The sequence below is a fragment of the Pseudomonas sp. TE50-2 genome, from assembly GCF_040813665.1.
Taxonomy (GTDB): Bacteria; Pseudomonadota; Gammaproteobacteria; order Pseudomonadales; family Pseudomonadaceae; genus Aquipseudomonas; species Aquipseudomonas soli.
Window position 1 is genome coordinate 4,881,326 of record NZ_JBFNXN010000001.1, and the last position, 21,210, is coordinate 4,902,535.

At 59.9% G+C, this 21,210-nt stretch carries 20 protein-coding genes; 6 read left to right on the top strand and 14 right to left on the bottom strand.

Annotation, left to right across the window (positions count from 1 at the left end; translation table 11 throughout):
* Nucleotides 1-22: 22 nt before the first annotated feature.
* Nucleotides 23-1,357: a nucleobase:cation symporter-2 family protein gene (locus AAHK21_RS22335; protein WP_367858353.1), complete on the bottom strand. Its 1,335-nt coding sequence runs from the start codon at nt 1,355-1,357 to the stop codon at nt 23-25.
* A 181-nt stretch (nt 1,358-1,538) separates the two neighbouring features.
* On the opposite strand from AAHK21_RS22335, the gene AAHK21_RS22340 reads away from it, so the two are divergent.
* Nucleotides 1,539-2,453 carry a LysR family transcriptional regulator gene (locus tag AAHK21_RS22340; RefSeq protein WP_046854805.1) on the top strand — a complete coding sequence of 305 codons (915 nt, stop codon included), beginning with the start codon at nt 1,539-1,541 and terminating at the stop codon, nt 2,451-2,453.
* A 125-nt stretch (nt 2,454-2,578) separates the two neighbouring features.
* The gene (locus AAHK21_RS22345; protein WP_367858354.1) at nt 2,579-3,931 is read left to right on the top strand and encodes a spinster family MFS transporter; all 1,353 of its coding nucleotides are present in this window, start codon (nt 2,579-2,581) and stop codon (nt 3,929-3,931) included.
* A gap of 88 nt (nt 3,932-4,019) precedes the next feature.
* On the opposite strand, the gene AAHK21_RS22350 is transcribed toward AAHK21_RS22345, so the two are convergent.
* Nucleotides 4,020-4,841, bottom strand: coding sequence for a helix-turn-helix domain-containing protein (locus AAHK21_RS22350; RefSeq protein ID WP_367858355.1), 822 nt, complete (start codon nt 4,839-4,841; stop codon nt 4,020-4,022).
* Nucleotides 4,842-4,965: 124 nt separating this feature from the next.
* Between AAHK21_RS22350 and AAHK21_RS22355 the strand changes: the two genes are divergently transcribed.
* The gene (locus AAHK21_RS22355) at nt 4,966-5,280 is read left to right on the top strand and encodes a DUF2834 domain-containing protein (RefSeq protein WP_367858356.1); all 315 of its coding nucleotides are present in this window, start codon (nt 4,966-4,968) and stop codon (nt 5,278-5,280) included.
* On the top strand, nt 5,277-5,771 hold the full coding sequence (locus AAHK21_RS22360; protein WP_367858357.1) for an MAPEG family protein: 495 nt from the start codon (nt 5,277-5,279) through the stop codon (nt 5,769-5,771). Before AAHK21_RS22355 ends, AAHK21_RS22360 begins: the two co-directional genes overlap by 4 nt.
* Before the next feature lie 19 nt (nt 5,772-5,790).
* On the opposite strand, the gene AAHK21_RS22365 is transcribed toward AAHK21_RS22360, so the two are convergent.
* Nucleotides 5,791-6,558 (bottom strand): hypothetical protein, encoded by a 768-nt coding sequence (locus AAHK21_RS22365; RefSeq protein WP_367858358.1) that lies wholly within the window; start codon nt 6,556-6,558, stop codon nt 5,791-5,793.
* A 152-nt stretch (nt 6,559-6,710) separates the two neighbouring features.
* On the opposite strand from AAHK21_RS22365, the gene AAHK21_RS22370 reads away from it, so the two are divergent.
* Both AAHK21_RS22370 and AAHK21_RS22375 read left to right on the top strand, forming a co-directional pair.
* Nucleotides 6,711-7,874: an AAA family ATPase gene (locus AAHK21_RS22370; protein WP_367858359.1), complete on the top strand. Its 1,164-nt coding sequence runs from the start codon at nt 6,711-6,713 to the stop codon at nt 7,872-7,874.
* Nucleotides 7,875-7,922: 48 nt separating this feature from the next.
* On the top strand, nt 7,923-8,621 hold the full coding sequence (locus tag AAHK21_RS22375) for a hypothetical protein (protein WP_367858360.1): 699 nt from the start codon (nt 7,923-7,925) through the stop codon (nt 8,619-8,621).
* A 131-nt stretch (nt 8,622-8,752) separates the two neighbouring features.
* On the opposite strand, the gene AAHK21_RS22380 is transcribed toward AAHK21_RS22375, so the two are convergent.
* The 11 genes from AAHK21_RS22380 to AAHK21_RS22430 form a co-directional block, all read right to left on the bottom strand.
* On the bottom strand, nt 8,753-8,899 hold the full coding sequence (locus AAHK21_RS22380; RefSeq protein WP_367858361.1) for a hypothetical protein: 147 nt from the start codon (nt 8,897-8,899) through the stop codon (nt 8,753-8,755).
* Nucleotides 8,900-9,262: 363 nt separating this feature from the next.
* Nucleotides 9,263-9,601: a hypothetical protein gene (locus AAHK21_RS22385; protein WP_367858362.1), complete on the bottom strand. Its 339-nt coding sequence runs from the start codon at nt 9,599-9,601 to the stop codon at nt 9,263-9,265.
* The gene (locus tag AAHK21_RS22390) at nt 9,598-10,221 is read right to left on the bottom strand and encodes a hypothetical protein (RefSeq protein ID WP_367858363.1); all 624 of its coding nucleotides are present in this window, start codon (nt 10,219-10,221) and stop codon (nt 9,598-9,600) included. The genes AAHK21_RS22385 and AAHK21_RS22390 overlap by 4 nt, the downstream gene beginning before the upstream one ends.
* Nucleotides 10,222-10,470: 249 nt before the next feature.
* Nucleotides 10,471-10,740: a DUF3077 domain-containing protein gene (locus AAHK21_RS22395; protein ID WP_110703515.1), complete on the bottom strand. Its 270-nt coding sequence runs from the start codon at nt 10,738-10,740 to the stop codon at nt 10,471-10,473.
* Nucleotides 10,741-10,894: 154 nt separating this feature from the next.
* Nucleotides 10,895-11,140, bottom strand: coding sequence for a hypothetical protein (locus AAHK21_RS22400; protein ID WP_367858364.1), 246 nt, complete (start codon nt 11,138-11,140; stop codon nt 10,895-10,897).
* A 547-nt stretch (nt 11,141-11,687) separates the two neighbouring features.
* The gene (locus AAHK21_RS22405) at nt 11,688-13,778 is read right to left on the bottom strand and encodes an AAA family ATPase (RefSeq protein ID WP_367858365.1); all 2,091 of its coding nucleotides are present in this window, start codon (nt 13,776-13,778) and stop codon (nt 11,688-11,690) included.
* A gap of 68 nt (nt 13,779-13,846) precedes the next feature.
* A complete protein-coding gene (locus AAHK21_RS22410; protein WP_367858366.1) occupies nt 13,847-15,448 on the bottom strand; it encodes an ABC transporter ATP-binding protein in 1,602 nt (533 codons plus the stop codon).
* A 1-nt stretch (nt 15,449) separates the two neighbouring features.
* A complete protein-coding gene (locus AAHK21_RS22415; RefSeq protein ID WP_046854816.1) occupies nt 15,450-16,469 on the bottom strand; it encodes an ABC transporter permease in 1,020 nt (339 codons plus the stop codon).
* 1 nt (nt 16,470) lies between these two features.
* Nucleotides 16,471-17,544 (bottom strand): microcin C ABC transporter permease YejB, encoded by a 1,074-nt coding sequence (locus tag AAHK21_RS22420; RefSeq protein ID WP_046854817.1) that lies wholly within the window; start codon nt 17,542-17,544, stop codon nt 16,471-16,473.
* Nucleotide 17,545: 1 nt separating this feature from the next.
* Nucleotides 17,546-19,378, bottom strand: a complete 1,833-nt coding sequence (locus tag AAHK21_RS22425; RefSeq protein WP_367858367.1) for an extracellular solute-binding protein — start codon at nt 19,376-19,378, stop codon at nt 17,546-17,548.
* Complete coding sequence (locus AAHK21_RS22430) at nt 19,375-21,207, bottom strand: extracellular solute-binding protein (protein WP_231867477.1); 1,833 nt, start codon at nt 21,205-21,207, stop codon at nt 19,375-19,377. The genes AAHK21_RS22425 and AAHK21_RS22430 overlap by 4 nt, the downstream gene beginning before the upstream one ends.
* Nucleotides 21,208-21,210: the final 3 nt, after the last annotated feature.

Genomic DNA, 21,210 nt, shown 5'->3' on the forward strand with positions numbered 1-21,210 from the left:
TTGCCCGCTCCCACAGGGCCGTTCAATGAGTGGTTTCTGGTTGTTCGGCGAGGCTCTGCGCCTGCTTGTCGTTGTTGAGCAGCACGTTGAGCACAATGGCCGTGATCGCGCCGAGGAAGATGCCGCTTTCCAGCACCAGCTTCAGCGGCCCGCTGGCGTGCTCGAACAGGGCGGGGAAGGACATCGGCAGCACGCCGACGCTGACCGATACGGCGACGATGATGCCGTTGCGGGTGCCTTCGAACTTCACCCGCGACAACTCCTGGATGCCGGCCACGGTGGTCATGCCGAACATCACGATGGCGCAGCCGCCCAGCACCGGCGTCGGCACCGCGGCGATCAGCGCGCCCAGCTTGGGGAACAGCCCCATCAGCACCATGATTGCCCCCGCCGCGGCCACCACGAAGCGGCTCTTGACGTTGGAGAGGGCGATCAGCCCGGTGTTCTGGGTGAAGGCGTTGTACGGGAAACTGTTGAACAGGCCGCCGAGCATGGTCGACAGGCCGTCGGCGCGAAACGCGTCGCCCAGGGTGCGCTGATTGGTCGGCTTGCCCACCAGCTTGCCGATGGCCAGGCAGTTACCGGTGGTCTCGGCCATGATCACCAGCATCGCCAGGACCATGATCAGGATCGGCGTGATCGAGAACTGCGGCGTGCCGAAGGCCATCGGCGGGCTCAGCTCGAACCAGCTGGCGGCGCTCACCTGGCCGAAGTGGGTCATGCCGAAGGCCGCCGCGATCAGGCTGCCGAGCACCAGGCCGATGAGCACGCTGAGGTTGCCGATAAAGCCCGAGAAGCGTGCATAGATCACCAGGGTGATGGCCACCGTGGCCAGGCCCAGCAACAGGTTGGCCGGCTTGCCGAAGTCCGCCGCGTCCGGGTTGCCGCCGCCGAGCCAGATGGCCGCGGCGGGCATCAGCGAGATACCGATGATGGTGATCAGGCTGCCGATCACCACCGGCGGGAAGAACCGCAGCATACGGCTGAACACCGGTGCCAGGCCGATGGTGATGGCCCCGGCGGCGATCACCGCGCCGAACACCTCCTGCAGGCCGAACTGCTTGCCGATCATGATCATCGGCGCCAGGGCGATGAACGAGCAGCCCTGGATCATCGGCAGGCGGGCACCGAAGCGCCAGAAGCCGAGTGTCTGGATCAGCGTGGCGATGCCCGAGGTGAGCAGGTTGGCGTTGATCAGCGTGACGATCTGCGCCTGGGTCAGGCCCAGGGCGCTGCCGAGGATCAACGGCACCGCCACGGCGCCGGCGTACATCACCAGCACATGTTGCAGGCCGAAGGTGAACAGCTGCCGCAGAGGCAGCACTTCGTCCACCGGGTGGACGCGGGTAAGGCTCATGTCGTGGATCTCCTGAAGGTGCGGCTGTTGTTGTTATTCGGGCGCCCGGAGTGACAGTCAGCACAGGTCTGGTCTGGCAGCTGGCTGATGTCGAGCGTGATGGTCTTACGGAATGAGCGATGGAACAAATGAGTAACCATCGTTAGGATCGATGGATCAGTCAGGGGACAAGGAGGGCGCAATGCGTTTTTCGCTGGAGCAGTTGCAGGTGTTCACCACCGCCGTGCAGGCTGGTTCGTTCTCGGCTGCGGCCCGGCGCCTGGGGCGCACCCAGTCGACCGTCAGCGCGGCCATTGCCAACCTGGAAACGGACCTGGGCGTGGAGTTGTTCGACCGCTCGACCCGTGTCCCCACGTTGACTGCGGCCGGGCAGAAGCTGCTGCTGCAAGCCGAGACGGTGCTGGAGCGCTGCTATGCGCTGGAAGGCAGTGCCGACAGCCTGGCCGAGCAGGTCGAGGCCTCGCTGACCCTGGCCATCGAGGTACCCTACGGGCCGTTGATCCCGGTGCTGCGTGAGTTCGACGTGGCGTTCCCCTATGTAGATCTGCTGATCCGCCACCCGGTGCATGGCGATGTCAGCGAGATGGTGCTCAAGGGCGAGGCCAGCGTCGGCGTGGCGTTTGCGCAGCCGCAGTACCCGCAGGCGCTGGAGTTCCAGCAGCTGGGCAAGTTGATCATGGCCCATGTGTGCCAGGCCGGCACCGCGCTGGCGCGCCTGGAACGGGTGAGCTTTGCCGACCTGCACGCGCACCGCCGCCTGGCGTTCCACGCCCACACGCAGAAGCTGCCGAGCAGCGAGTACCTGCGCGCCGCACAGGTGTGGCAGGCGGAAAGCTACCTGGCGCTGGTGGAGATGGTGCGTGCCGGGCTTGGCTGGGCGACCTTGCCCAGGCAACTGATCCAGCGTGAGCTGGAACAGGGCGAACTCGTGGAGTTGCAGTTGGAGGCCTATCCGCACACCGACTGGCTGGTGGGGGTGGATCTGCTCTGGCACCGCCAGCGGCGCCCGGGCAAGGCCGAGCGCTGGCTGCGCGAGTGCCTGCGGCGCAGCAAGGTGTTCGAGCTCGACCGACGTGGGGTGGCGACGACGTTGTAGGTCGAAAGGCCAGGTTCATGACCTGCCATCAATGCAGTCAATGTTGGCAGACGACCCGACCATCCCTCTCTAGATTGCGTGTGGCGTGCTGGACGCCCCGAACAACAATAACGAGGGACCTGACTATGCCCACCGCCCCCCAAGCGTCCAACGCCTGGCGCATCCTGTTCCTGCTGTTCCTGGCCAACCTGTTCAACTTCTTCGACCGCACCATTCCCGCCATCGTCATCGAGCCGATCCGCCTGGAGTGGCACCTGAGCGACTTCCAGATCGGCATCATCGGCACCGCTTTCACCCTGGTCTACGCCATCGCCGGCCTGCCGCTGGCACGTATCGCCGACACCGGTTCACGCAGCAAGCTCATGGGCTGGGGGCTGCTGGCCTGGAGCGGGCTGACGGCGGTCAACGGCATGGTCGGCAGTTTCTGGAGCTTCCTGCTGGTGCGCATGGGCGTGGGCATCGGCGAGGCCAGCTATGCGCCCGCCGCCAACTCGCTGATCGGCGACCTGTTTCCCGCCGGGCGGCGGGCAAGGGCGATGGGCATCTTCATGCTCGGCCTACCGTTGGGCCTGTTGCTGGCGTTCTTCACAATCGGTGCGATGGTCGAGGCCTTCGGTACCTGGCGGGCGCCTTTCTTCATCGCCGCCGTGCCCGGCGTGCTGCTGGCGCTGTTCATCTTCATGATCCGCGAACCCGCGCGCGGTGCGGCGGAGACCGTGGTCATCGCCCAGACCCCGCTGGACCGCCCGCTGCGCCGGGTGCTCAGCGTGCCCACCTTCGCCTGGCTGGTGCTGGCGGGGCTGACCTTCAACTTCTCCACCTACGCCTGCAACTCGTTCATGGTGCCGATGCTGCAGCGTTACTTCGCGCTAACGCTGCACGACGCCGCAGTGGCCACTGGGCTGATCGTCGGCCTCAGCGGCCTGGTGGGCCTGACCCTCGGCGGCTGGGTGGCCGACAAGGTGCACCAGCGCTTTGCCAATGGCCGCCTGGTGTTTGCCGCGCTGAGCATGCTGGTGGCCAGCCTGTGCACCGCTTGGGCGCTGCATGCCGGGCGCATCGAGTTGGGCGTGTTCGTGGCGGTCTTTGGCATTGGCTGGCTGTTCTCGTACAACTTCTACACCTGCGTGTACACCGCTATCCAGGACGTGGTGCAACCGCGCTTGCGGGCCACGGCCATGGCCCTGTTCTTCGCCGGGCTGTACCTGCTGGGTGGCGGGCTGGGGCCGGTGGTGGTCGGCGGGCTGTCCGACCACTTCGCCGTGGCGGCCATGACGGCGGCAGGTGAGGGCCTGATGAACGAGGCGTTCAAAGCACAGGGGCTGCATGACGCAATGTACCTGATACCCGTGGCGCTGATGCTGACCATGGTGTTCCTGCTGGCGGCTTCGCGGTGTTTCAGCCGGGATGCGCAGCGGATGCGCGAGGGGATGGTGCTGGAGGGTGGGGCGGTGGCGGGGCAGGCGGCACAGGCTTGAGTCCGTGCTTACCGGCCTGGACGCTAGCACTTGCTTGTCGAGAAGGTTGGCATTGAAGTTCATCGAGTCCTGACGCCGCGATTGTCACTCAAATCTCGGCGTTGCGGATCACCCGTTGATACGCCGCCGTCATGGCTTGCCATGTCTCGCTGTCGGCGGGCACCAGGTGCTCGATACGCAGCGACGCCACCGTGATGTCCTGCGGCATGCCGAAGGTGGTGAAGGTGGACAGGAAGCGCAGCTCACCCTCGGCAGCGCGCACCCGGGTCAGCACCAATGGAGACACAGGCGTATCTGCCGCCCATGCGGGTGGCACGGGCAAGTCTTGCAGCAGTCTCGCCAGGTCAGGATTGCTCACCGCCTCCCTGGCCGCCCGCTGCCAGGCGATCGCCCGTATCTCGTCGGCATTGACCAGATGATCCCCTAGCCCGCCCGGGCGCAGCAGGGTGTCCAGCAGGTTGAGGCCCGAGGTGCTGCTGGTCGGTATGCCGGCCATGGCGAACAACAGCCCGGCACTGGCATTGGCCGCCGTGATGTCCCAATTGCTGGCGATGACGATGGCCGGTGCGGGGTTGTTGGCCTGCAGGATGTGCTCCACGGCGTCGTGCACCATCTTCATGGCCGGGGCGTCCGCTGCAGAGGCCATGTAGCGCGGTGCATAGCCAGCCGCGAGGAACACTTCGTTGCACTGATCGAGCGGTACCTGCAGCGCGCTGAGCAAAGCATGCAGGGTACTTGTGCTGGCCTTGGCGCGGCCGGTTTCCACGCAGCTCAGGTGGCGTTGCGAAACACCGGCGAGCAACGCCAGGTCGAGCTGGCTGAGCCCGGCCTGGCGCCGCAGGCGGCGCAGATGCGCGCCCGCGTCGGTAGCGGTGGGCGGGTGCGGGGTGTGGAAGGGAAGAGGGCTCATGCTGCGACTCTGACTGTCCTTGGCTGAAGCGTCCATGACCTGTGAGGTCATTGCTGCGCAGGCGACTGTATCACTACCGTGAGGCCAACTTCGTCCGCCAGATCGACAGGTATGGAATTCGACTATGAGAGCTGAATGGATCGCGCTGCCGCTGTTGCTGCTGTTCGCCCTGTACACCGGCTGGACCATGATGATTGCGGAGCAATCACTGATTGCCTTTGGCCTGGAGCTGATGTCCCGGCCGGACACCGCGCAGGTGGTTATCGACCTGTACGTGATGGCCGGGCTGGGCTGCGTCTGGATGGTCAGCGACCAGCGCAAGCGCGGCGGCTCTTTGCTTGGCGTGATGCCCTATCTGCTGCTGACACTGGTGTTCGTCTGCATGGGGCCGCTGCTGTACATCGTGGTCAAGGGTGGCATGCCGAGGCACGGGCAATGAGCACCGCCCTGTTGGTTTATGCCTGCTGTGTGGTGGCGTTGTTCATCAAGATGCTGGCGATTTCCTGCTACCAGGGTTACTTCCGCCTGCGTTTCCTGGCCTTCACCAACAGCGAGGATGCGGCGGTGTTCAGACGCTCGGCTTGTCCCGCTGAACTGCCGCAGGTCACGCGCGCCGCGCAGGCTTGGCGCAATGACCTGGAGAACATTCCGCTGTTTCTCTCGTTGTCTGGGCTGGCAGTTGCGCTTGAAACACCGTCGATCCCGAGCGCCTGGCTGATGGGGCTATTCACCGTCGCACGGATACTGCACACGGCGACCTACCTGGCGAGCATTCAACCGTGGAGGACAGTAAGTTACGCCTTGGGGGTAATCTGTTTGATCGGGTTGGCGGCCTTGGTCATCGAGGCAGTGGCCAATTTCAGCAGCGACGGGCGCGTTTGCGAGCACCCCGCCCCAGCTCGACTCCAGCTCGACAACGGTTCTGGATAAGCCCTTGGGCGCTGCGGCCTCAGCGAACTTTCTGATTCCCATGCCGATCATTGGCTGTGCGCCTGTGGTCGGCAAGGCAGGTCGAGGTCAGGGCCTGCATTTGCTCGTAATGAGCGCGCGTTTCCGGCGCGTCGGGGGCGCCAGTGATGGCCAGCAGGTAATGGGTGTCAGCCTGGTACTGCTTCAGGTCCAGCTGGGCCGAGGTGAAGTTATCCGACAAGTCGGCTGACGGCCCCGCGAATTTTTTGAAGCAAGCCGATGATCGGGTTGGCAGGGGGTAAAAGGCTGCATACGGGTCGGGCTGCGCCAACGCTTTGGTCGCTTGCATGCGCAACCGTACCAGCGTGGGTTCGGCGAGGTCGACGGGGATTGGCTGTACGCGGCATGTGCGTAGCGTCGCCACCGCCGCGGCCAGTAACCCTTGCTCCGCAGCGGCCTGGTATAGCGCGCAGATTCGTGGCCGTCGCTCGATCCATGGCGTTTGCCTGCTCGATTCCACGAAAGCCAGGAGGTAGCTGACTACGGGGTGGCCACTGTCGTTGACCGCGTTCAGCTCGTCGGCGATCACCTCGGTTTTCTTCACGATCTCGGCCCTGGCCTTGACCCAGCTCGGCCAGTCGAGCTGGCCCTGTCGTTGCTGTTCGACTGTGCGGTCGATCCACTGCAGCTCCGCTTCAGCCTTGCGTATGGCCTGTTGCACGGTGGCCTCATGCGCGATGTTGGGGGTGGCGTGCACGGCGGTACTCAGCGCGAGGCAGAAAAACAGGGTGGGAAATTTGAGTATCAACGGGTGGCTCCTCCTTGAAGCGCAGCCTGGTTGTGCCAGCTGGGGGCGGCGGATTCTACCGAGAAAGCCGGACGTTCGCCTGCGGGCTGCGTCTTTACATTGAATTATTCCAGGACAATAATTATTGCCATGGAATAATTGCGGATAAACCCATGGCTGACATCTTCCTGCGACCTGAACTGGCGGCCGACATGGCCCGGCAACTGCTCGAGCCGTCCGCGCTGGATATCGGCCTGCGGTCCGGATTGTTCCTGTCTGGCCTGCGGCGCACCGGCAAGACCACCTTTCTCAGGAACGACCTGATCCCGGCGCTGGAGGCCAAGGGCGCGCTGGTGATCTACGTCGACCTGTGGAGCGACACCCAGACCAGCCCGGTGCAGCTTGTACTCACTGCTGTGCGCAAGGCCCTGCGCGAGCTGCAGACGCCGGCCTCGTCGTTCATGCAGCGGCTCAGGGCCCTGCGCGGCGCCGAGGTGGAGCTGGCCGGGTTCAAGTTCGGCTTCAACCTCGACACCCTAGGCGAGGCGGGCGGCGTGACCTTGGCCCAGGCCCTGGGCGAAGTGGTCGACCAGGCCAAGGCCAATGTGGTGCTGATCGTCGACGAAGTGCAGCACGCCATCACCACCGAAGACGGGCAGCAGATGATGCTGGCGCTGAAGGCCGCGCGTGACGCCATCAACCCACGCCCAGCCCCGGCTGGGCATTTCCTGTTCATCGGCACCGGCTCGCACCGGGCGATGGTCAACGAGCTGACCGCCCGGCGTAATCAGGCCTTCGCCGGCGCCACCAACGTGGCCTATCCGGTGCTGGGCGAGGACTATGTGGCGTTCTGGCTTGAACGGCTCGCAGCCGATGGCCTCGACAACCTGCCTTCGCTGGCGGTGGCGACCGAGGCGTTCCAGACGCTGGGCAGCCGCCCCGAAGAGTTCATCCGCGCCCTGCGCCAGTTGATTCATTCGCCCAGCCTGGCTTCCGGAGCGGATGTGGTGTTGCCGGTGATCGCTGCCACGCTGCGTTCGGCGGCGGCGGACCTGGAGCTTATGAAGGTCGAGGAGCTGGGTGTGCTGGCCCAGGCCATCTTCGCCCGCATCGCCTCGGTGGACGGCGAGACACGCGGGGTGTTCTCCGCCGAGGCGGCGGCGCAGTACTCGACGGTCGTCGGGCGTGAAGTGCGGGTGGAGGAAGTGCAGCCCGTGGCCAACGACCTGCTGGCGGCCAATCTGATCATCCGCCGCGGGCATGGGTTGTATGGGGTGACGGATCCGTTCGTGCAGGAGATCTGGCGGGAGCGCCAGGCGATGTTGGGCAAGCGCTGAAAAGATTAATGGGGACCGTTTTTTACTTTACTAATTGGGGTAATAGATATGCTGTCGCTTCCTTTTCATGGCGTAATTTTGCTTGAAAAATCTGAGAAAAATTTAACGGACGACGGGGCTGTACACGTTGCGTTGTGTGCGATGGCGGTAGAAGCTTTTCTTCAAGACTTCAAGAGCTTTTATCAGTCCGTTTCGAAGCTACGCCCTTATTCAGTTCCACGTACTTTGTTCAAACCTGCGGAAACCAGATTTTCTGGTGGTGGGCTTCTAGTTGGCGAGACAATGGAGTACATCCAGCGTGATGAACGGTGGTTGATGGCATTGCTTGATGGGCTAGAGAAAGAAGGGCTAAAGGCAAAATATGAAAAGCTGCTGATCGCTTTGGTGCCCGGGTGGAAGGAAGGTGAGGATGAGGTATTTAAAAATCTCAGTCGGTTGGTGAAGTTGCGAAATAGTCTTGTTCATATAAAATCGGATGAGCTTGAGCTTGATGAAGAGCAGAATGTAAACAAACTGCCTAAAGAAATTTTGGAGCTTCAACGACTTGGCGTGATTGGTAGCGATAGAAGTACTGTTTCTTGGGTTTTTATGCTTGACGATGCTCGACTGGTGCGGTGGGCTAGAATGACAGCAGTGAAAATCATCAAGGCTGTCCTACAAAGTGCTCCGGATTTTCCTGTGACGAGTGTCTTCAGGGATAGTTATGTTTTCGAGATCGATAGTCTAAATTTTGAAGTTCCGACCTAGGTTTTTTGGTTTGGCGCATAATGCTGTGTATGGATCGCTGTGTCGCGCTTGCGAATTTTTGGTAGGTCCAAATGCTATGTTGCTATTATTTGCCTCCGACTCTGTACTAAGATTGCTCGTGACAGCCTGTCTCAATATTCAAGCCCAGCCGTCAGTTCGTCCATCGCGGCAAGGTTGGCTTTGTCACAATTGCCCTGAAAAGCCCCTAAATCTGAGAATGTGATACCCCGTTCACCGTCAGTGATATTGCGCTTAGCGCGACGGATCTGATGTTCCATGAGCGTATCCCGGATTGATGTCTCTAAAGCCTAAACCCGGTTAGAGCGGCCTTGTGTTGCGGAAGTGTCGCAAAGCGGGCATTTCTCGAAATCGGCACGACCCTCGATCAGGGCTTGCCAATCATCAAGCAGGGAGGTGTCCACTCTGGCTGGCTGGCTGGCTGGCTGGCTGGCTGGCTGGCTTGGCTTGGCTGGTGTGTGGTGGGTTGTACCTGATGTGGCTGACGGCGGGGTTCAGCAAGCTCCACGCGGGGTTTCATTGAGGTCGAGAGCTGAAAGCGCAGGGCGCCCAAGTCAGGTATCTGGTGGGAGCGGGCTTGCCTCGCGATCAGCTGAGTTCGAAATAAAACGAGGCATGGCAAGCTATACCTCAGTTCCACGACTGAATCCTGCCATGAACTTTTCCATATCGCTTTTGACATCGTTCGCGTTTGCAGTAACTTCTTCAAAAATACCCTTCATAAGCCCATATCCCTGTTCTTTTTCAGAAACGGAAAATGGCGTAGAGCGCGTGCTGCCATTCAGGCGGAACCAGAATGTGTTGATATCGCGGTCTGGGTCGTAATCAGAGGAGATGATCAAGGTGATGTCCTCGTGAGACGCAACGAAGCTACCGCCCTCGCCAATGCCCCATTGCAAGTCGCCATTTTGAGTATGGGCCAAGACGAATTGCATAAAGCGTTCGAAGTGAGATGGAATCATGCGGGGTCACCTATGTATTCATTTTTTGAAGCCGAATGGATCAGCAGGTCATCTTGCATTCGTTTCAGTGTATCGATGGTCAGTCTATAGGGGTTGTCGGAAGTGCCGGGATTGGGTTTGGGATACTGGCTTCCTGCATAATTGGGATTGGTTTTGGTCTTGAGCGCTCGAGATTGCACGAGATGTTCGTAGCTATTCAGAATGCTCAGGTTTTCTCGGTAACGATCAGGTATCCCGGCTTTTGCGAATGACGAGATGTAACCTTGTTTGATTCGGGTGATAAAAATGACTGGAACGGCCTTCTTGTTGTACAGGTCGCTTAGTGCGGAATTTATTATTTCAATGCAGGCTTGGACTTCATGATGTTCCATTTGACGCTTGAGCCTGTTGTGTGAGGCCTCAGCAACGCGAGCCATTTGATGAGCCACTGAGCCGTTGCGTACAATTTCGCATATGGCAACAATCAAGCCGTACAGTGTTAACCAGAACCCCAGGAAGCCCAAGGTGTTGACGTCGGTGTCATGCAATGCCGGATATCTATGTGCAGTGAAAAGTGCACCTGCTGTGAGGAGTACCAGGATAGCCATGTACATCAATCGGCTTAAGGGGATTCCTTTCATGGGTGAGTTCCATTGTTTGTACTGTATCGGTCCGAACAAGAAAACTGATTGTAGTGTCAAGGCAAACGGTAAAGTTGTCCGATAGCGTGACTCGATGTGTCAGTACTTTCCCAAACAGCACTGAGGTGGCGCTTCTGCCATGTCCAACCTCATACAAATCTCCAGGAGTGGCGTTGTGCCGCGAAGGGCCGCGACGCAGCCCTTTCGCGGCACAGGGCCGCTCTTACACGGGCCGCTTGTGCCTGCAAGTCAATGCTTCATCCCCAGTTCCGCATCATCCATCAGCGCCTTGGCCAGCGCGCTCAGGTAATACGATGCCCAGATCAGCTGAGGTTTTTCCTCCATGATCCCGGTGATGGTCAGGTCGCACACGCAGCCCATCAACTCCGAAGCCTGTTCCCGTGCGTGCTGGCAAGGGATGCCGGGTTCGATGCAGAACAGCGGGTCGGTATGCCCTTCACCCTGGTAGAACCGGGTCTTGCCCACCGTGGTGTGGGGCGTGGTGTCGTTTGTGCTCATTGCTCAATCTCCCTGAAATGATCGGTGCCTGGGCGAGCTCTCGCAGTTAGATCCGCTATCAGCTACACAGCATCTGCCGCGCAATCACGCCGATCCCCTGTGGGAGCCGGCTTGCCGGCGATGAGGCCAGCCCAGGCAACCCATGGCTAACGGCCTAGTGCAGTGTGCGAGGCTCCACCTGCGGCATCTGCACCTGAATCAACGCTGATTCGAGCAGCACCCGCAGCGCCTCCATTTCATGCATCGCGGCCAGGACCAGAATCGACACGGGCGACTTGGGATGCAGCAGAACAGCCTGATGCGCCACGGTCTGCGCGCACAGGGCGTATTCCGTGGCCTGGATGATGGTGTCTTCGAGGGAGTGGTGGTTGTGGGGTGAATCGGGGACTATCTTCAGCATGGTTTTGTGCCCTTTGATGGGGCCGCTACCGGACTGCTGTCAAACAGGTAGGTGGCAGCTATGCATAGGTTGACAGACCGGCGGACACAAAAACCGGCGCACGCAAGCGTGCCCCATGCACAGCCGCCATAAAGGGCAAGCAGTGCGGGTGTCGCGTCGCGGCCTGTCAAAGCCGATCGCTGATTTGCAGCGACCTGCCGAGACTAGAGTGATGGCAATGCGAGCGCAACGAAAATGTGATCGTAACAGTATGTTTGGGAAATGGACTACAAGGAAGGGGAGAAGTCTGATTTTTTGCAGTCTTGGGATTAAAGTTAAGGTATGTAGCTAGGTTTGTTTGAGTGGAATAGGAGTTTTGATAAATTGTTAACGGATGGTTACTGACTAAAGGTTGGACGGGCTTGCGTGGTGCTATCTAGCTTTTGAGTGAGGTGAGTGTTTTTGGTTAAAGAAAAGTATGCGTGAATTTTATGGAACTCCTAGGCAGGAAGTGGGTCGAAATTCTGCCTAGGATGCTATGAGCTAGATTCTGTCGCAAAGGTAAGCTCTAATGCTCCCGTGTGATATTTTCTTTGGTTGTCGTCAGTGAGAAAATGTTTTCTGCGTGTTCTAGTACTTGATTTAATCTTTCTAGTGTAACTTGCGCTAATTTTGCTTTGTCGCCAATGGCGTTTGCGCAAGCCTCTGCTAAATACCATCCGATTTGTTTTTTGCTTGGCGATTTTTCAAGTTTTAAGTGCTGCATTGCAAGTTTTATTGTTTCATTGCATAGAAGTTTTTCTAATGCCATTCCTCCAAATTCTGCATTCACGCAACCTAAAGTGAAAACAGTTTTTTTTGGTAAGAACCATTCGTCCCGATAGCGCGCTGCTGCTTTTTTTCCTTCGTGATCATCATCGAGAAGGATTGCGAATTCTTGAGCTTGGCCTATTAGTTGACTAATTATTGGGTCCGATGCCCCTGATCCAACGCCGGGCATTATGTTGAATTTTAATTCCTTTTTAAGGATTTTTTTTGCTAATTCGAGGGAGTAGTAGTCGGAGATTCCTTCTACAATTAAGTATGGACCTTTTCCAATTAGCTCTGGAGGGGTGTATTCGAGTTTCTCGATGACGGGCTGAAAGTAGCTTGATCTTGAAGGAAAGTTGGCTACGAACTGCCTGTATGGTGTGGCACTTATCTTTGTTGGTTTGGCATTTAATCCGAAATAGCTATCTTGATCGAAATCTAGTGCATCATTCTCGATTATGTAGGCTGAGCCTAGCCATCTTGGGTTGATCATGTGATGGCTGTGGGTTGAGTAGACTATCATGTTGCCGTCGGAGGCTATTCTAGAAAAACTAGTTAATAGTTCCGCCTGAGCTTTTGCATGTAGGTTTGCAGCAGGCTCATCAAATATCAGCATGGCCTTTTTTTGTGCGGATCGTTTAAATGCGGTGAACAATAGGAATGAGAAAAACCATCGGAAACCTAGAGATCTTTCGTTTATTGTAAAGCGTGACTCACCATCGGAGACAAAAAAAGTGGCATAAGGAGTATTGTTTTTTGTGGAGTCAATGTTCCATTCCACAGCAATCCTATTTGCTGAGATAGGTCTTTGGAATATTCTTTGCCAACTACCTAGAACTTCTTTTGTAATGGCATTCGATAATTTTTGGAATACTGAGTCTATAGGGCCCTTGTCGGGGCTTCCAAAAAATACTGACAGCCAGTTGGAGCTTTTATCTTTTTCTTGGTAGTCGCGAATTCTTTGGCAGACATGCTTTTCGAGGTTTAGATCCTCTGCTAGACTGTCTAGAACTTCCTGGATTACGAATCTGTAGTGCCGGTTAATTGCTGTTTCGCCGTCGTGCTCTTCGAGAAGTATTCGAGAAGGGATGTCGACAAGGAAGGTAGGGAAATAAGATATTTGTGGTAGCTTGTTCTGTATATGCCTAACTGACTCTAGCCACAGGTCTTTTGTGTTGGGGTTTTTTTCTGGTCGCTCATATTCATTGAATTTACCTTGTTTTTTCTTTTTGGTGTTTATAGGTATCCACCAGATATTAGTTGTCTTTTCGAGGGCGCTATCATCGAATTGAAAATCCCTGCTAACTAGAAAAGGCTCGCGTAAGGAGTTGGTGTCTAGAATTAATTCGTGAGAGTTTGCTATTTCGACTAGTTCATCTATGTCTTTGCTATCTAGCTGTATCACTGCTTGAACCGCAACTGTAGCGCTGAATGCGGCTTTGCGGTGCATTGGTATAATCCGGTAGCCAGAGGAAATAGAATATGCGCCATCAAACAATGCTGCCATGGTTTTGTCACCAGTGACAAAGTGAGATAGTGCTTCAAGGATCGTTGTTTTCCCACTCTCATTGAGCCCTATGAGGGTGATTACAGGGCATGTTGCTCTTTCAGATACGTCGATTTCAATGTGCTCAATGCCTTTGAAGTCGCGTATTATAAATTTCCTTATTTCTGGCATGCTTTGCTCCAATTTCCTAGAGGAGTATTTCGAATAGTTTTGCGATATGTTGTGCTTTTTTGGTTTATTTTTTGTTTTTCTATAGGGTTTTTTGTCGGAGTTATGCTTCTCTCTATCTATATGAAGGTAGCATCTGTTGATTTTTTGCTGAATTGGGTTGTCGTTACTCAAGCGGGTTGTTGTTACTTTCTTGGCTGTTTCTAGATGGCAATATGCCTGTGTTTACGGCATCAGAACACTTAGGTTATTCCCAAAAACGCCGCCTCCAACAACTGCCTCGTATACCCATGCTGCGGCTCGTGGAAAATGGCCCCCGCATCCCCCTGCTCAACCACCTGCCCATGCTTGATCACCATCAACTGATGACTCAACGCCTTGACCACCGCCAGGTCATGGCTGATAAACAGATAAGTCAGGTTGTACTTAACCTGCAAATTCCGCAGCAACTCAACCACTTGCCGCTGCACCGTCCGATCCAGCGCCGAGGTCGGCTCATCCAGCAGAATCAACGCCGGCTTCAACACCAACGCCCGAGCAATCGCAATCCGCTGCCGCTGCCCGCCGGAAAACTCATGGGGATACCGATGCCGCGTCCGCGGATCCAGCCCCACTTCCTCCAACGCCGCGATAATCGCCGCTTCCTGCTCAGCCGGTGTGCCGATCTTGTGAATGCGTAGCCCCTCGCCAACGATATCCGCCACGCACATGCGCGGGCTCAAGCTGCCAAAGGGATCCTGAAACACCACCTGCATCTCTCGCCGCAGCGGCCGCACTTCCTTCTGGTTCAGCCCTTCCAGATTCTGCCCGTGGAAGCGAATCCCGCCCTGACTGGAGATCAACCGCAAGATGGCCAGCCCCAAGGTGGACTTGCCCGAGCCACTCTCGCCAACGATGCCCAGCGTCTGCCCCTGGGGTAGGCTGAAGTTCACCCCGTCCACGGCCTTCACGTGGTCCACGGTGCGGCGCAGCAGCCCCTTCTTGATCGGGAACCACACCTTCAAGTCCTTCACCTCCAGCAACGGCGCGCCTTCGGCATTCGCAGCCGGTGCGCCGCTGGGCTCGGCATTGATCAGCATCTGCGTATACGGATGCTGCGGCTTGCTGAACAACGTGGCGCAGTCGGCCTGCTCGACGATCTTGCCGCACTGCATCACGCACACGCGGTGGGCGATGCGGCGTACCAGATTGAGGTCGTGGCTGATCAGCAGCAGGGCCATGCCGAGGCGCGCCTGCAACGACTTGAGCAGGTCGAGGATCTTCAACTGCACGGTCACGTCGAGCGCCGTGGTGGGCTCGTCGGCGATCAGCAGTTCGGGTTCGTTGGCCAGGGCCATGGCGATCATCACCCGCTGGCGCTGGCCACCGGACAGCTCGTGGGGCAGGGCTTTCAGGCGCTTGTGCGGCTCGGGAATGCCGACCAGCTCCAGCAGCTCCAGGGTCCGCGCCGTGGCGGCCTTGCCGGTGAGGCCCTTGTGCAGCAAGAGGATCTCGTTGATCTGCTTCTCGATGCTGTGCAGCGGGTTCAGCGAGGTCATCGGCTCCTGGAAAATCATCGCGATGCGGTTGCCGCGAATGCGCTGCATGGGCTTTTCGCCCAGGTGCAGCAGGTCCTTGCCTTGGTAATGGATGGTGCCAGAAGGATGCCGCGCCAGGGGGTAGGGCAGCAGGCGCAGGATCGAGTGGGCGGTCACCGACTTGCCCGAGCCGCTTTCGCCGACCAGGGCCAGGGTCTCGCCCTTGCGGATGTCGAAGCTGATGCCGTCGACCACGCGGTTGACCTGCTCGCCGGTGACGAACTCCACCGCCAGGTCGCGGACTTCGATCAGGGTGTCTTGGCTCATGTCATTTCCTCGGGTCGAAGGCGTCGCGGGCGGATTCGCCGATGAATACCAGCAGGCTCAGCATCACCGCCAGCACGGCGAAGGCGCTGATGCCCAGCCACGGGGCTTGCAGGTTGGACTTGCCCTGGGCCACCAGCTCGCCCAGCGAGGGGGAGCCGGCGGGCAGGCCGAAGCCGAGGAAGTCCAGAGCGGTGAGGGTGCCGATGGCGCCGGTGAGGATGAACGGCATGAAGGTCATGGTCGAGATCATCGCGTTGGGCAGGATATGCCGGTACATGATCGGGCCGTTGCGCATGCCCAGGGCGCGGGCGGCGCGCACGTATTCCAGGTTTCGCCCGCGCAGGAACTCGGCGCGCACCACGTCCACCAGGCTCATCCACGAGAACAGCAGCATGATGCCCAGCAACCACCAGAAGTTGGGCTGCACGAAGCTGGCGAGGATGATCAGCAGGTACAGCACCGGCAGGCCGGACCAGATCTCCAGGAAGCGCTGGCCGGCCAGGTCCACCCAGCCGCCGTAGAAGCCCTGCAGGGCGCCGGCGATCACGCCGACGATGGAGCTGGCGATGGTCAGCGTCAGGGCGAACAGTACCGAGATGCGGAAGCCGTAGATCACCCGGGCCAGCACGTCGCGGCCCTGGTCGTCGGTGCCCAGCAGGTTGTCGGTGGAGGGCGGCGCGGGGGCGGGCACCTTCAGGTCGTAGTTGATGCTCTGGTAGCTGTAGGGGATCGGCGCCCACAGCACGAAGGCGTCTTTCTTGGCCAGCAACTCGCGGATGTACGGGCTCTTGTAGTTGGCCTCCAGCGGGAACTCGCCGCCGAAGGTGGTCTCCGGGTAGCGCTTGAAGGCCGGGAAGTACCATTCGCCGTCGTAGCGCACGGCGATGGGCTTGTCGTTGGCGATGAACTCGGCGCCCAGGCTGAGCACGAACAGCACCAGGAAGATCCACAGCGACCACCAGCCGCGGCGGTTGGCCTTGAAGCGCTCGAAGCGCCGGCGATTGAGGGGGGAGAGGGCCATGTCAGTGCTCCCGGCTGGCGAAGTCGATGCGCGGATCGACCAGGGTGTAGGTGAGGTCGCCAATCAGCTTCACCACCAGACCGAGCAGGGTGAAGATGAACAAGGTGCCGAACACCACCGGGTAGTCGCGGTTGATCGCCGCTTCGAAACTCATCAGGCCCAGGCCGTCGAGGCTGAAGATCACCTCGATCAGCAGGGAGCCGGTGAAGAAGATGCCGATGAACGCCGAGGGGAAGCCGGCGATCACCAGCAGCATGGCGTTGCGGAACACATGGCCGTAGAGCACGCGGGTGCGGCTCAGGCCCTTGGCCTTGGCGGTGACCACGTACTGCTTGTTGATCTCGTCGAGGAAGCTGTTCTTGGTCAGCAGGGTCATGGTGGCGAAGTTGCCGATCACCAGGGCGGTGATGGGCAGCACCAGGTGCCAGAAGTAGTCGAGCACCTTGCCGGTGGTGCTCAGCTCGTCGAAGTTGTTGGAGGTCAGCCCGCGCAGCGGGAACCAGTCGAAGTAGCTGCCCCCGGCGAACAGCACGATCAGCAGGATGGCGAACAGGAACGCCGGGATGGCGTAGCCGACGATGATCGCCGAGCTGGTCCACACGTCGAAGTGGCTGCCGTGGCGCACGGCCTTGGCGATCCCCAGCGGGATCGATACCAGGTACATGATCAGTGTGCTCCACAGCCCCAGCGAAATGGACACGGGCATCTTCTCGGCGATCAGGTCGATGACTTTGGCGTCGCGGAAGAAGCTGTTGCCGAAGTCCAGCTGGGCATAGTTCTTGACCATGATCCACAGCCGCTCGGGCGCGGATTTGTCGAAGCCGTACATGCGCTCGATCTCGGCGATCAGCGCCGGGTCCAGGCCCTGCGCGCCACGGTAGTTGGAGCCGGCCACCGAGACTTCGGCGCCGCCGCCGGCGATGCGGCTGGTGGCGCCTTCGAAGCCTTCGAGCTTGGCGATCATCTGCTCCACCGGGCCGCCGGGGGCGGCCTGGACGATGATGAAGTTGATGATGAGGATGCCGAACAGGGTGGGGATGATCAGCAGCAGGCGCCGCAGGATATAGGCCAGCATGTCAGTTGGCCTCATCCGGTGCAGCGGCTTCGCTTACCGCGGGCGTGACGTCGGGCTTGATCCACCAGGTGTCGATGCCGATGTCGTACTTGGGCGATACGGCGGGGTGGCCGATGTGGTTCCAGTAGGCCACGCGCCAGGTCTTGATATGCCAGTTGGGGATCACGTAGTAACCCCATTGCAGCACGCGGTCCAGGGCGCGGCAGTGCTCGATCAGGCTCTGCCGGGAGTCGGCGTTGATCAACTGCTCCACCAGCTGGTCGATGCCAGGGTCGCGCAGGCCGATGAAGTTGCGGCTGCCGGGGTTGTCGGCGGCGGCGCTGTTCCAGTACTCGCGCTGCTCGTTGCCGGGCGAGTTGGATTGCGCGAAGCCACCGACGATCATGTCGTAGTCACGCGAGCGCAGACGGGTGATGTACTGCGACACGTCCACGCGGCGGATCTCGAGGTTGATGCCAAGGTCCGCAAGGTTGCGCTTGAACGGCAGCAGCACGCGCTCGAACTGGGTCTGGGCCAGGAGGAACTCGATGGTCATCGGCTTGCCGTCTTTATCGACCATCTTGTCGTCGACGACCTTCCAGCCGGCCTCCTGCAGCAGCTTGTACGCCTGGCGCTGCTGGTCGCGGATCATGCCGCTGCCGTCGGTGACCGGGTTGTGGAAGGCGCCGTTGAACACCTCGTCCGGCACCTTGCCGCGCAGCGGCTCGAGGATCTTCAGCTCGGCGGGGCTGGGCAGGCCGCTGGCGGCCATTTCGGAGTTCTCGAAGTAGCTGCCGGTGCGGGTGTAGGCGCCGTTGAACAGCTGCTTGTTGGTCCACTCGAAGTCCAGCAGCAGGCTGATGGCGTGGCGCACGCGGATGTCCTGGAACATCGGCTTGCGCAGGTTGAAGATGAAGCCCTGCATGCCCACCGGGGTGCCGTTGGGCAGTTCTTCCTTGATCAGCCGGCCGTCGCGCACGGCGGGCACGTTGTAGGCGGTGGCCCAGTTCTTTGCGCTCACCTCCAGGCCGTAGTCGAACTGGCCGGCCTTGAGCGCTTCGAGGGCGACGGTGTTGTCGCGGTAAGAGTCAAAGGTCATCACGTCGAAATTGTAGAAGCCGCGGTTGATCGGCAGGTCCTTGCCCCAGTAGTCCTTGACCCGCTCGTAACGGATCGAGCGGCCGGCCTTCACCTCGGCGACCTTGTACGGGCCGCTGCCGAGCGGGATCTCCAGGTTGCCGCGGTCGAAGTCGCGGCCTTGGTACCAGTGCTTGGGCAGCACCGGCAGCTGGCCGAGGATCAGCGGCAGCTCGCGGTTGTTGTTGTGCTTGAACTTGAACAGCACCTTGAGCGGCGCTTCGGCGACCACTTCGGCGACGTCGGCGTAGTACTGGCGGTACAGCGGCGCGCCGTCCTTGATCAGGGCGTTGAAGGTGAATAACACGTCCTCGGCGCGCATCGGGTGGCCGTCGTGGAAGCGTGCTTCGGGGCGCAGGTAGAAGCGCACCCAGCTGTTGTCGGGGGCCTTTTCGATCTTGCCGGCCACCAGGCCGTACTCGGTGAAGGGTTCGTCCAGGCTCTGGCGCATCAGGGTGTCGTAGATGGCGCCGACGTTGTCGGCGGGCACGCCCTTGTTGATGAACGGGTTGAGGCTGTCGAAGCCGCCGAAGCTGGACTGGCGGAAGGTGCCGCCCTTCGGTGCGTCGGGGTTGACGTATTCGAAGTGCTTGAAGTTGGCCGGGTATTTCGGTGCCTCGTCGTACAGGGTCAGGGCATGCTGTGGGGCGGCCACGGCCGGGAGCGTGAGGCAGGCCAGCAGCAGGCTGGCGGCCAGGCGGCGCAGGGTCGGCGTCATTTGGCTTTCTCCGAAGTCTTCTTGATCCACCAGCTGTTCAGCCCGAGGGTGTAGGGCGGCGTGGTGACGAAGGCGAACCGGTTGCGGTAGGCCAGGCGGTGATTGTCGAGGTACCAGTTGGGGATCATGTAGTACTGCCATGAGAGCACGCGGTCCAGGGCGCGCGCGGCGGCGATCTGGTCATCGCGGCTGCGGGCGGCGAGCAAGGTGTCGAGCAGGTGGTCGACCACCGGGTCCTTCACGCCAGCATAGTTCTTGCTGCCCTTGGTGGCGGCCTGGCTTGAGTGGAAGTACAGCCACTGCTCGAGGCCCGGGCTCAGGGTCTGGTTCAGGGTCATCAGGATCATGTCGAAATCGAACTGGTCGAGCCGTTGTTTGTACTGGGCGCGGTCCACGGTGCGCAAGCGCGCATCGATGCCGATGCTGGCCAGATTTTCGACATAAGGTTGCAGGATGCGTTCGAGGTTGGGGTTCACCAGCAGCAGCTCCAGCCTGAACGGTTGGCCTTTGCTGTCCACCAGGCGCTGGCCGTTGAGCTTCCAGCCGGCCTGGGCGAACAACGCCAGGGCCTGGCGCAGGGCCGGGCGGCTGATGCCGCTGCCGTCGGTGTGGCTGACCTGGTAGGGCTCGGTGAACAGCTTGTCCGGCAGCTGGTCGCGGAATGGCTTGAGCAGCAGCCATTCCTTGCCGGTGGGCAGGCCGCTGGCGGTGAAGTCGCTGTTGGGGTAATAGCTGGTCGAGCGGCGGTAGGCGCTGCTGAACAGGGCGCGGTTGGTCCACTCGAAGTCGAGCATCAGGCCCAGCGCCTGGCGCACCCGAGGGTCGCTGAACGCGGCGCGGCGGCTGTTCATGAACAGGCCTTGGGTCTGGGTGGGGATCTTGTGCGGGATCTGCGCCTTGATCACCTCGCCACGGCGCACGGCGGGGAAGTTGTAGCCGTTGGCCCAGTTCTTCGCCTGGTGCTCGATGTAGATGTCGAATTCACCGGCCTTGAACGCCTCGAAGGCCACGGTGGCGTCGCGGTAGAACTCGTATTCGACGCGCTTGAAGTTGTACTTGCCGCGGTTAACCGCCAGGTCCTTGCCCCAGTAGTCCTTCACTCGTTCGAACACCAGCCGGCGGCCGGGTTGCACTTCGCTGATGCGGTAGGGGCCGCTGCCCAGCGGCGGCTCGAAGGTGGTGGCCTTGAAGTCGCGTTTGGCCCAGTAGTGCTTGGGCAGCACCGGCATCTCGCCCAGGCGCAGGATCAGCAGCGGGTTGCCGGCGCGCTTGAACACGAAGCGGATGCGCAGCGGGCCGAGGATATCGACGCGGGCCACTTCCTGCAGGTTGGTGCGGTAGATCGGGTGGCCGTCCTTGAGCAGGGTGCGGTAGGAAAACGCCACATCCTGTGCGGTGATCGGCACGCCATCGTGGAAGCGCGCCTCGGGGCGCAGATTGAACACCACCCAGCTGCGGTCCTCGCTGTACTCGACCGAGCGGGCGATCAGGCCGTAGCTGGAGGTGGGCTCGTCGCCCGAGGGGTCGTACATGCCGGTGCCGACCATCAGCGGCTCGTTGAGCTCGTTGATGCCGTACTGCAGGAAGTTGGGCGTGGTGACCGGGCTCGAGCCCTTGAAGGTGTAAGGGTTGAGCGTGTCGAAGGTGCCGAAGGCCATGGCCCGCAATGTGCCGCCTTTGGGGGCTTGCGGGTTGACCCAGTCGAAGTGGGTGAAGCTGGCCGGGTACTTGAGCGTGCCGAACTGCGCGTATCCGTGGCTTTCGCTCACCATCGCGACGGCGGGGAAGCTCAAGGCCAGGCTGAGTGACAGCAGGAGGGGACGTATCAAGTC

Excerpts from the sequence above, each read along its gene's own strand:
- AAHK21_RS22425 (WP_367858367.1), bottom strand. The coding sequence starts at position 19,378 with ATGACGCCGACCCTGCGCCGCCTGGCCGCCAGCCTGCTGCTGGCCTGC.
- AAHK21_RS22355 (WP_367858356.1), top strand. The coding sequence starts at position 4,966 with ATGAGAGCTGAATGGATCGCGCTGCCGCTGTTGCTGCTGTTCGCCCTG.
- AAHK21_RS22380 (WP_367858361.1), bottom strand. The coding sequence starts at position 8,899 with ATGGAACATCAGATCCGTCGCGCTAAGCGCAATATCACTGACGGTGAA.
- AAHK21_RS22415 (WP_046854816.1), bottom strand. The coding sequence starts at position 16,469 with ATGGCCCTCTCCCCCCTCAATCGCCGGCGCTTCGAGCGCTTCAAGGCC.
- AAHK21_RS22385 (WP_367858362.1), bottom strand. The coding sequence starts at position 9,601 with ATGATTCCATCTCACTTCGAACGCTTTATGCAATTCGTCTTGGCCCAT.
- AAHK21_RS22335 (WP_367858353.1), bottom strand. The coding sequence starts at position 1,357 with ATGAGCCTTACCCGCGTCCACCCGGTGGACGAAGTGCTGCCTCTGCGG.
- AAHK21_RS22360 (WP_367858357.1), top strand. The coding sequence starts at position 5,277 with ATGAGCACCGCCCTGTTGGTTTATGCCTGCTGTGTGGTGGCGTTGTTC.
- AAHK21_RS22350 (WP_367858355.1), bottom strand. The coding sequence starts at position 4,841 with ATGAGCCCTCTTCCCTTCCACACCCCGCACCCGCCCACCGCTACCGAC.
- AAHK21_RS22410 (WP_367858366.1), bottom strand. The coding sequence starts at position 15,448 with ATGAGCCAAGACACCCTGATCGAAGTCCGCGACCTGGCGGTGGAGTTC.
- AAHK21_RS22400 (WP_367858364.1), bottom strand. The coding sequence starts at position 11,140 with ATGCTGAAGATAGTCCCCGATTCACCCCACAACCACCACTCCCTCGAA.
- AAHK21_RS22345 (WP_367858354.1), top strand. The coding sequence starts at position 2,579 with ATGCCCACCGCCCCCCAAGCGTCCAACGCCTGGCGCATCCTGTTCCTG.
- AAHK21_RS22420 (WP_046854817.1), bottom strand. The coding sequence starts at position 17,544 with ATGCTGGCCTATATCCTGCGGCGCCTGCTGCTGATCATCCCCACCCTG.
- AAHK21_RS22390 (WP_367858363.1), bottom strand. The coding sequence starts at position 10,221 with ATGAAAGGAATCCCCTTAAGCCGATTGATGTACATGGCTATCCTGGTA.
- AAHK21_RS22370 (WP_367858359.1), top strand. The coding sequence starts at position 6,711 with ATGGCTGACATCTTCCTGCGACCTGAACTGGCGGCCGACATGGCCCGG.
- AAHK21_RS22340 (WP_046854805.1), top strand. The coding sequence starts at position 1,539 with ATGCGTTTTTCGCTGGAGCAGTTGCAGGTGTTCACCACCGCCGTGCAG.
- AAHK21_RS22395 (WP_110703515.1), bottom strand. The coding sequence starts at position 10,740 with ATGAGCACAAACGACACCACGCCCCACACCACGGTGGGCAAGACCCGG.
- AAHK21_RS22375 (WP_367858360.1), top strand. The coding sequence starts at position 7,923 with ATGCTGTCGCTTCCTTTTCATGGCGTAATTTTGCTTGAAAAATCTGAG.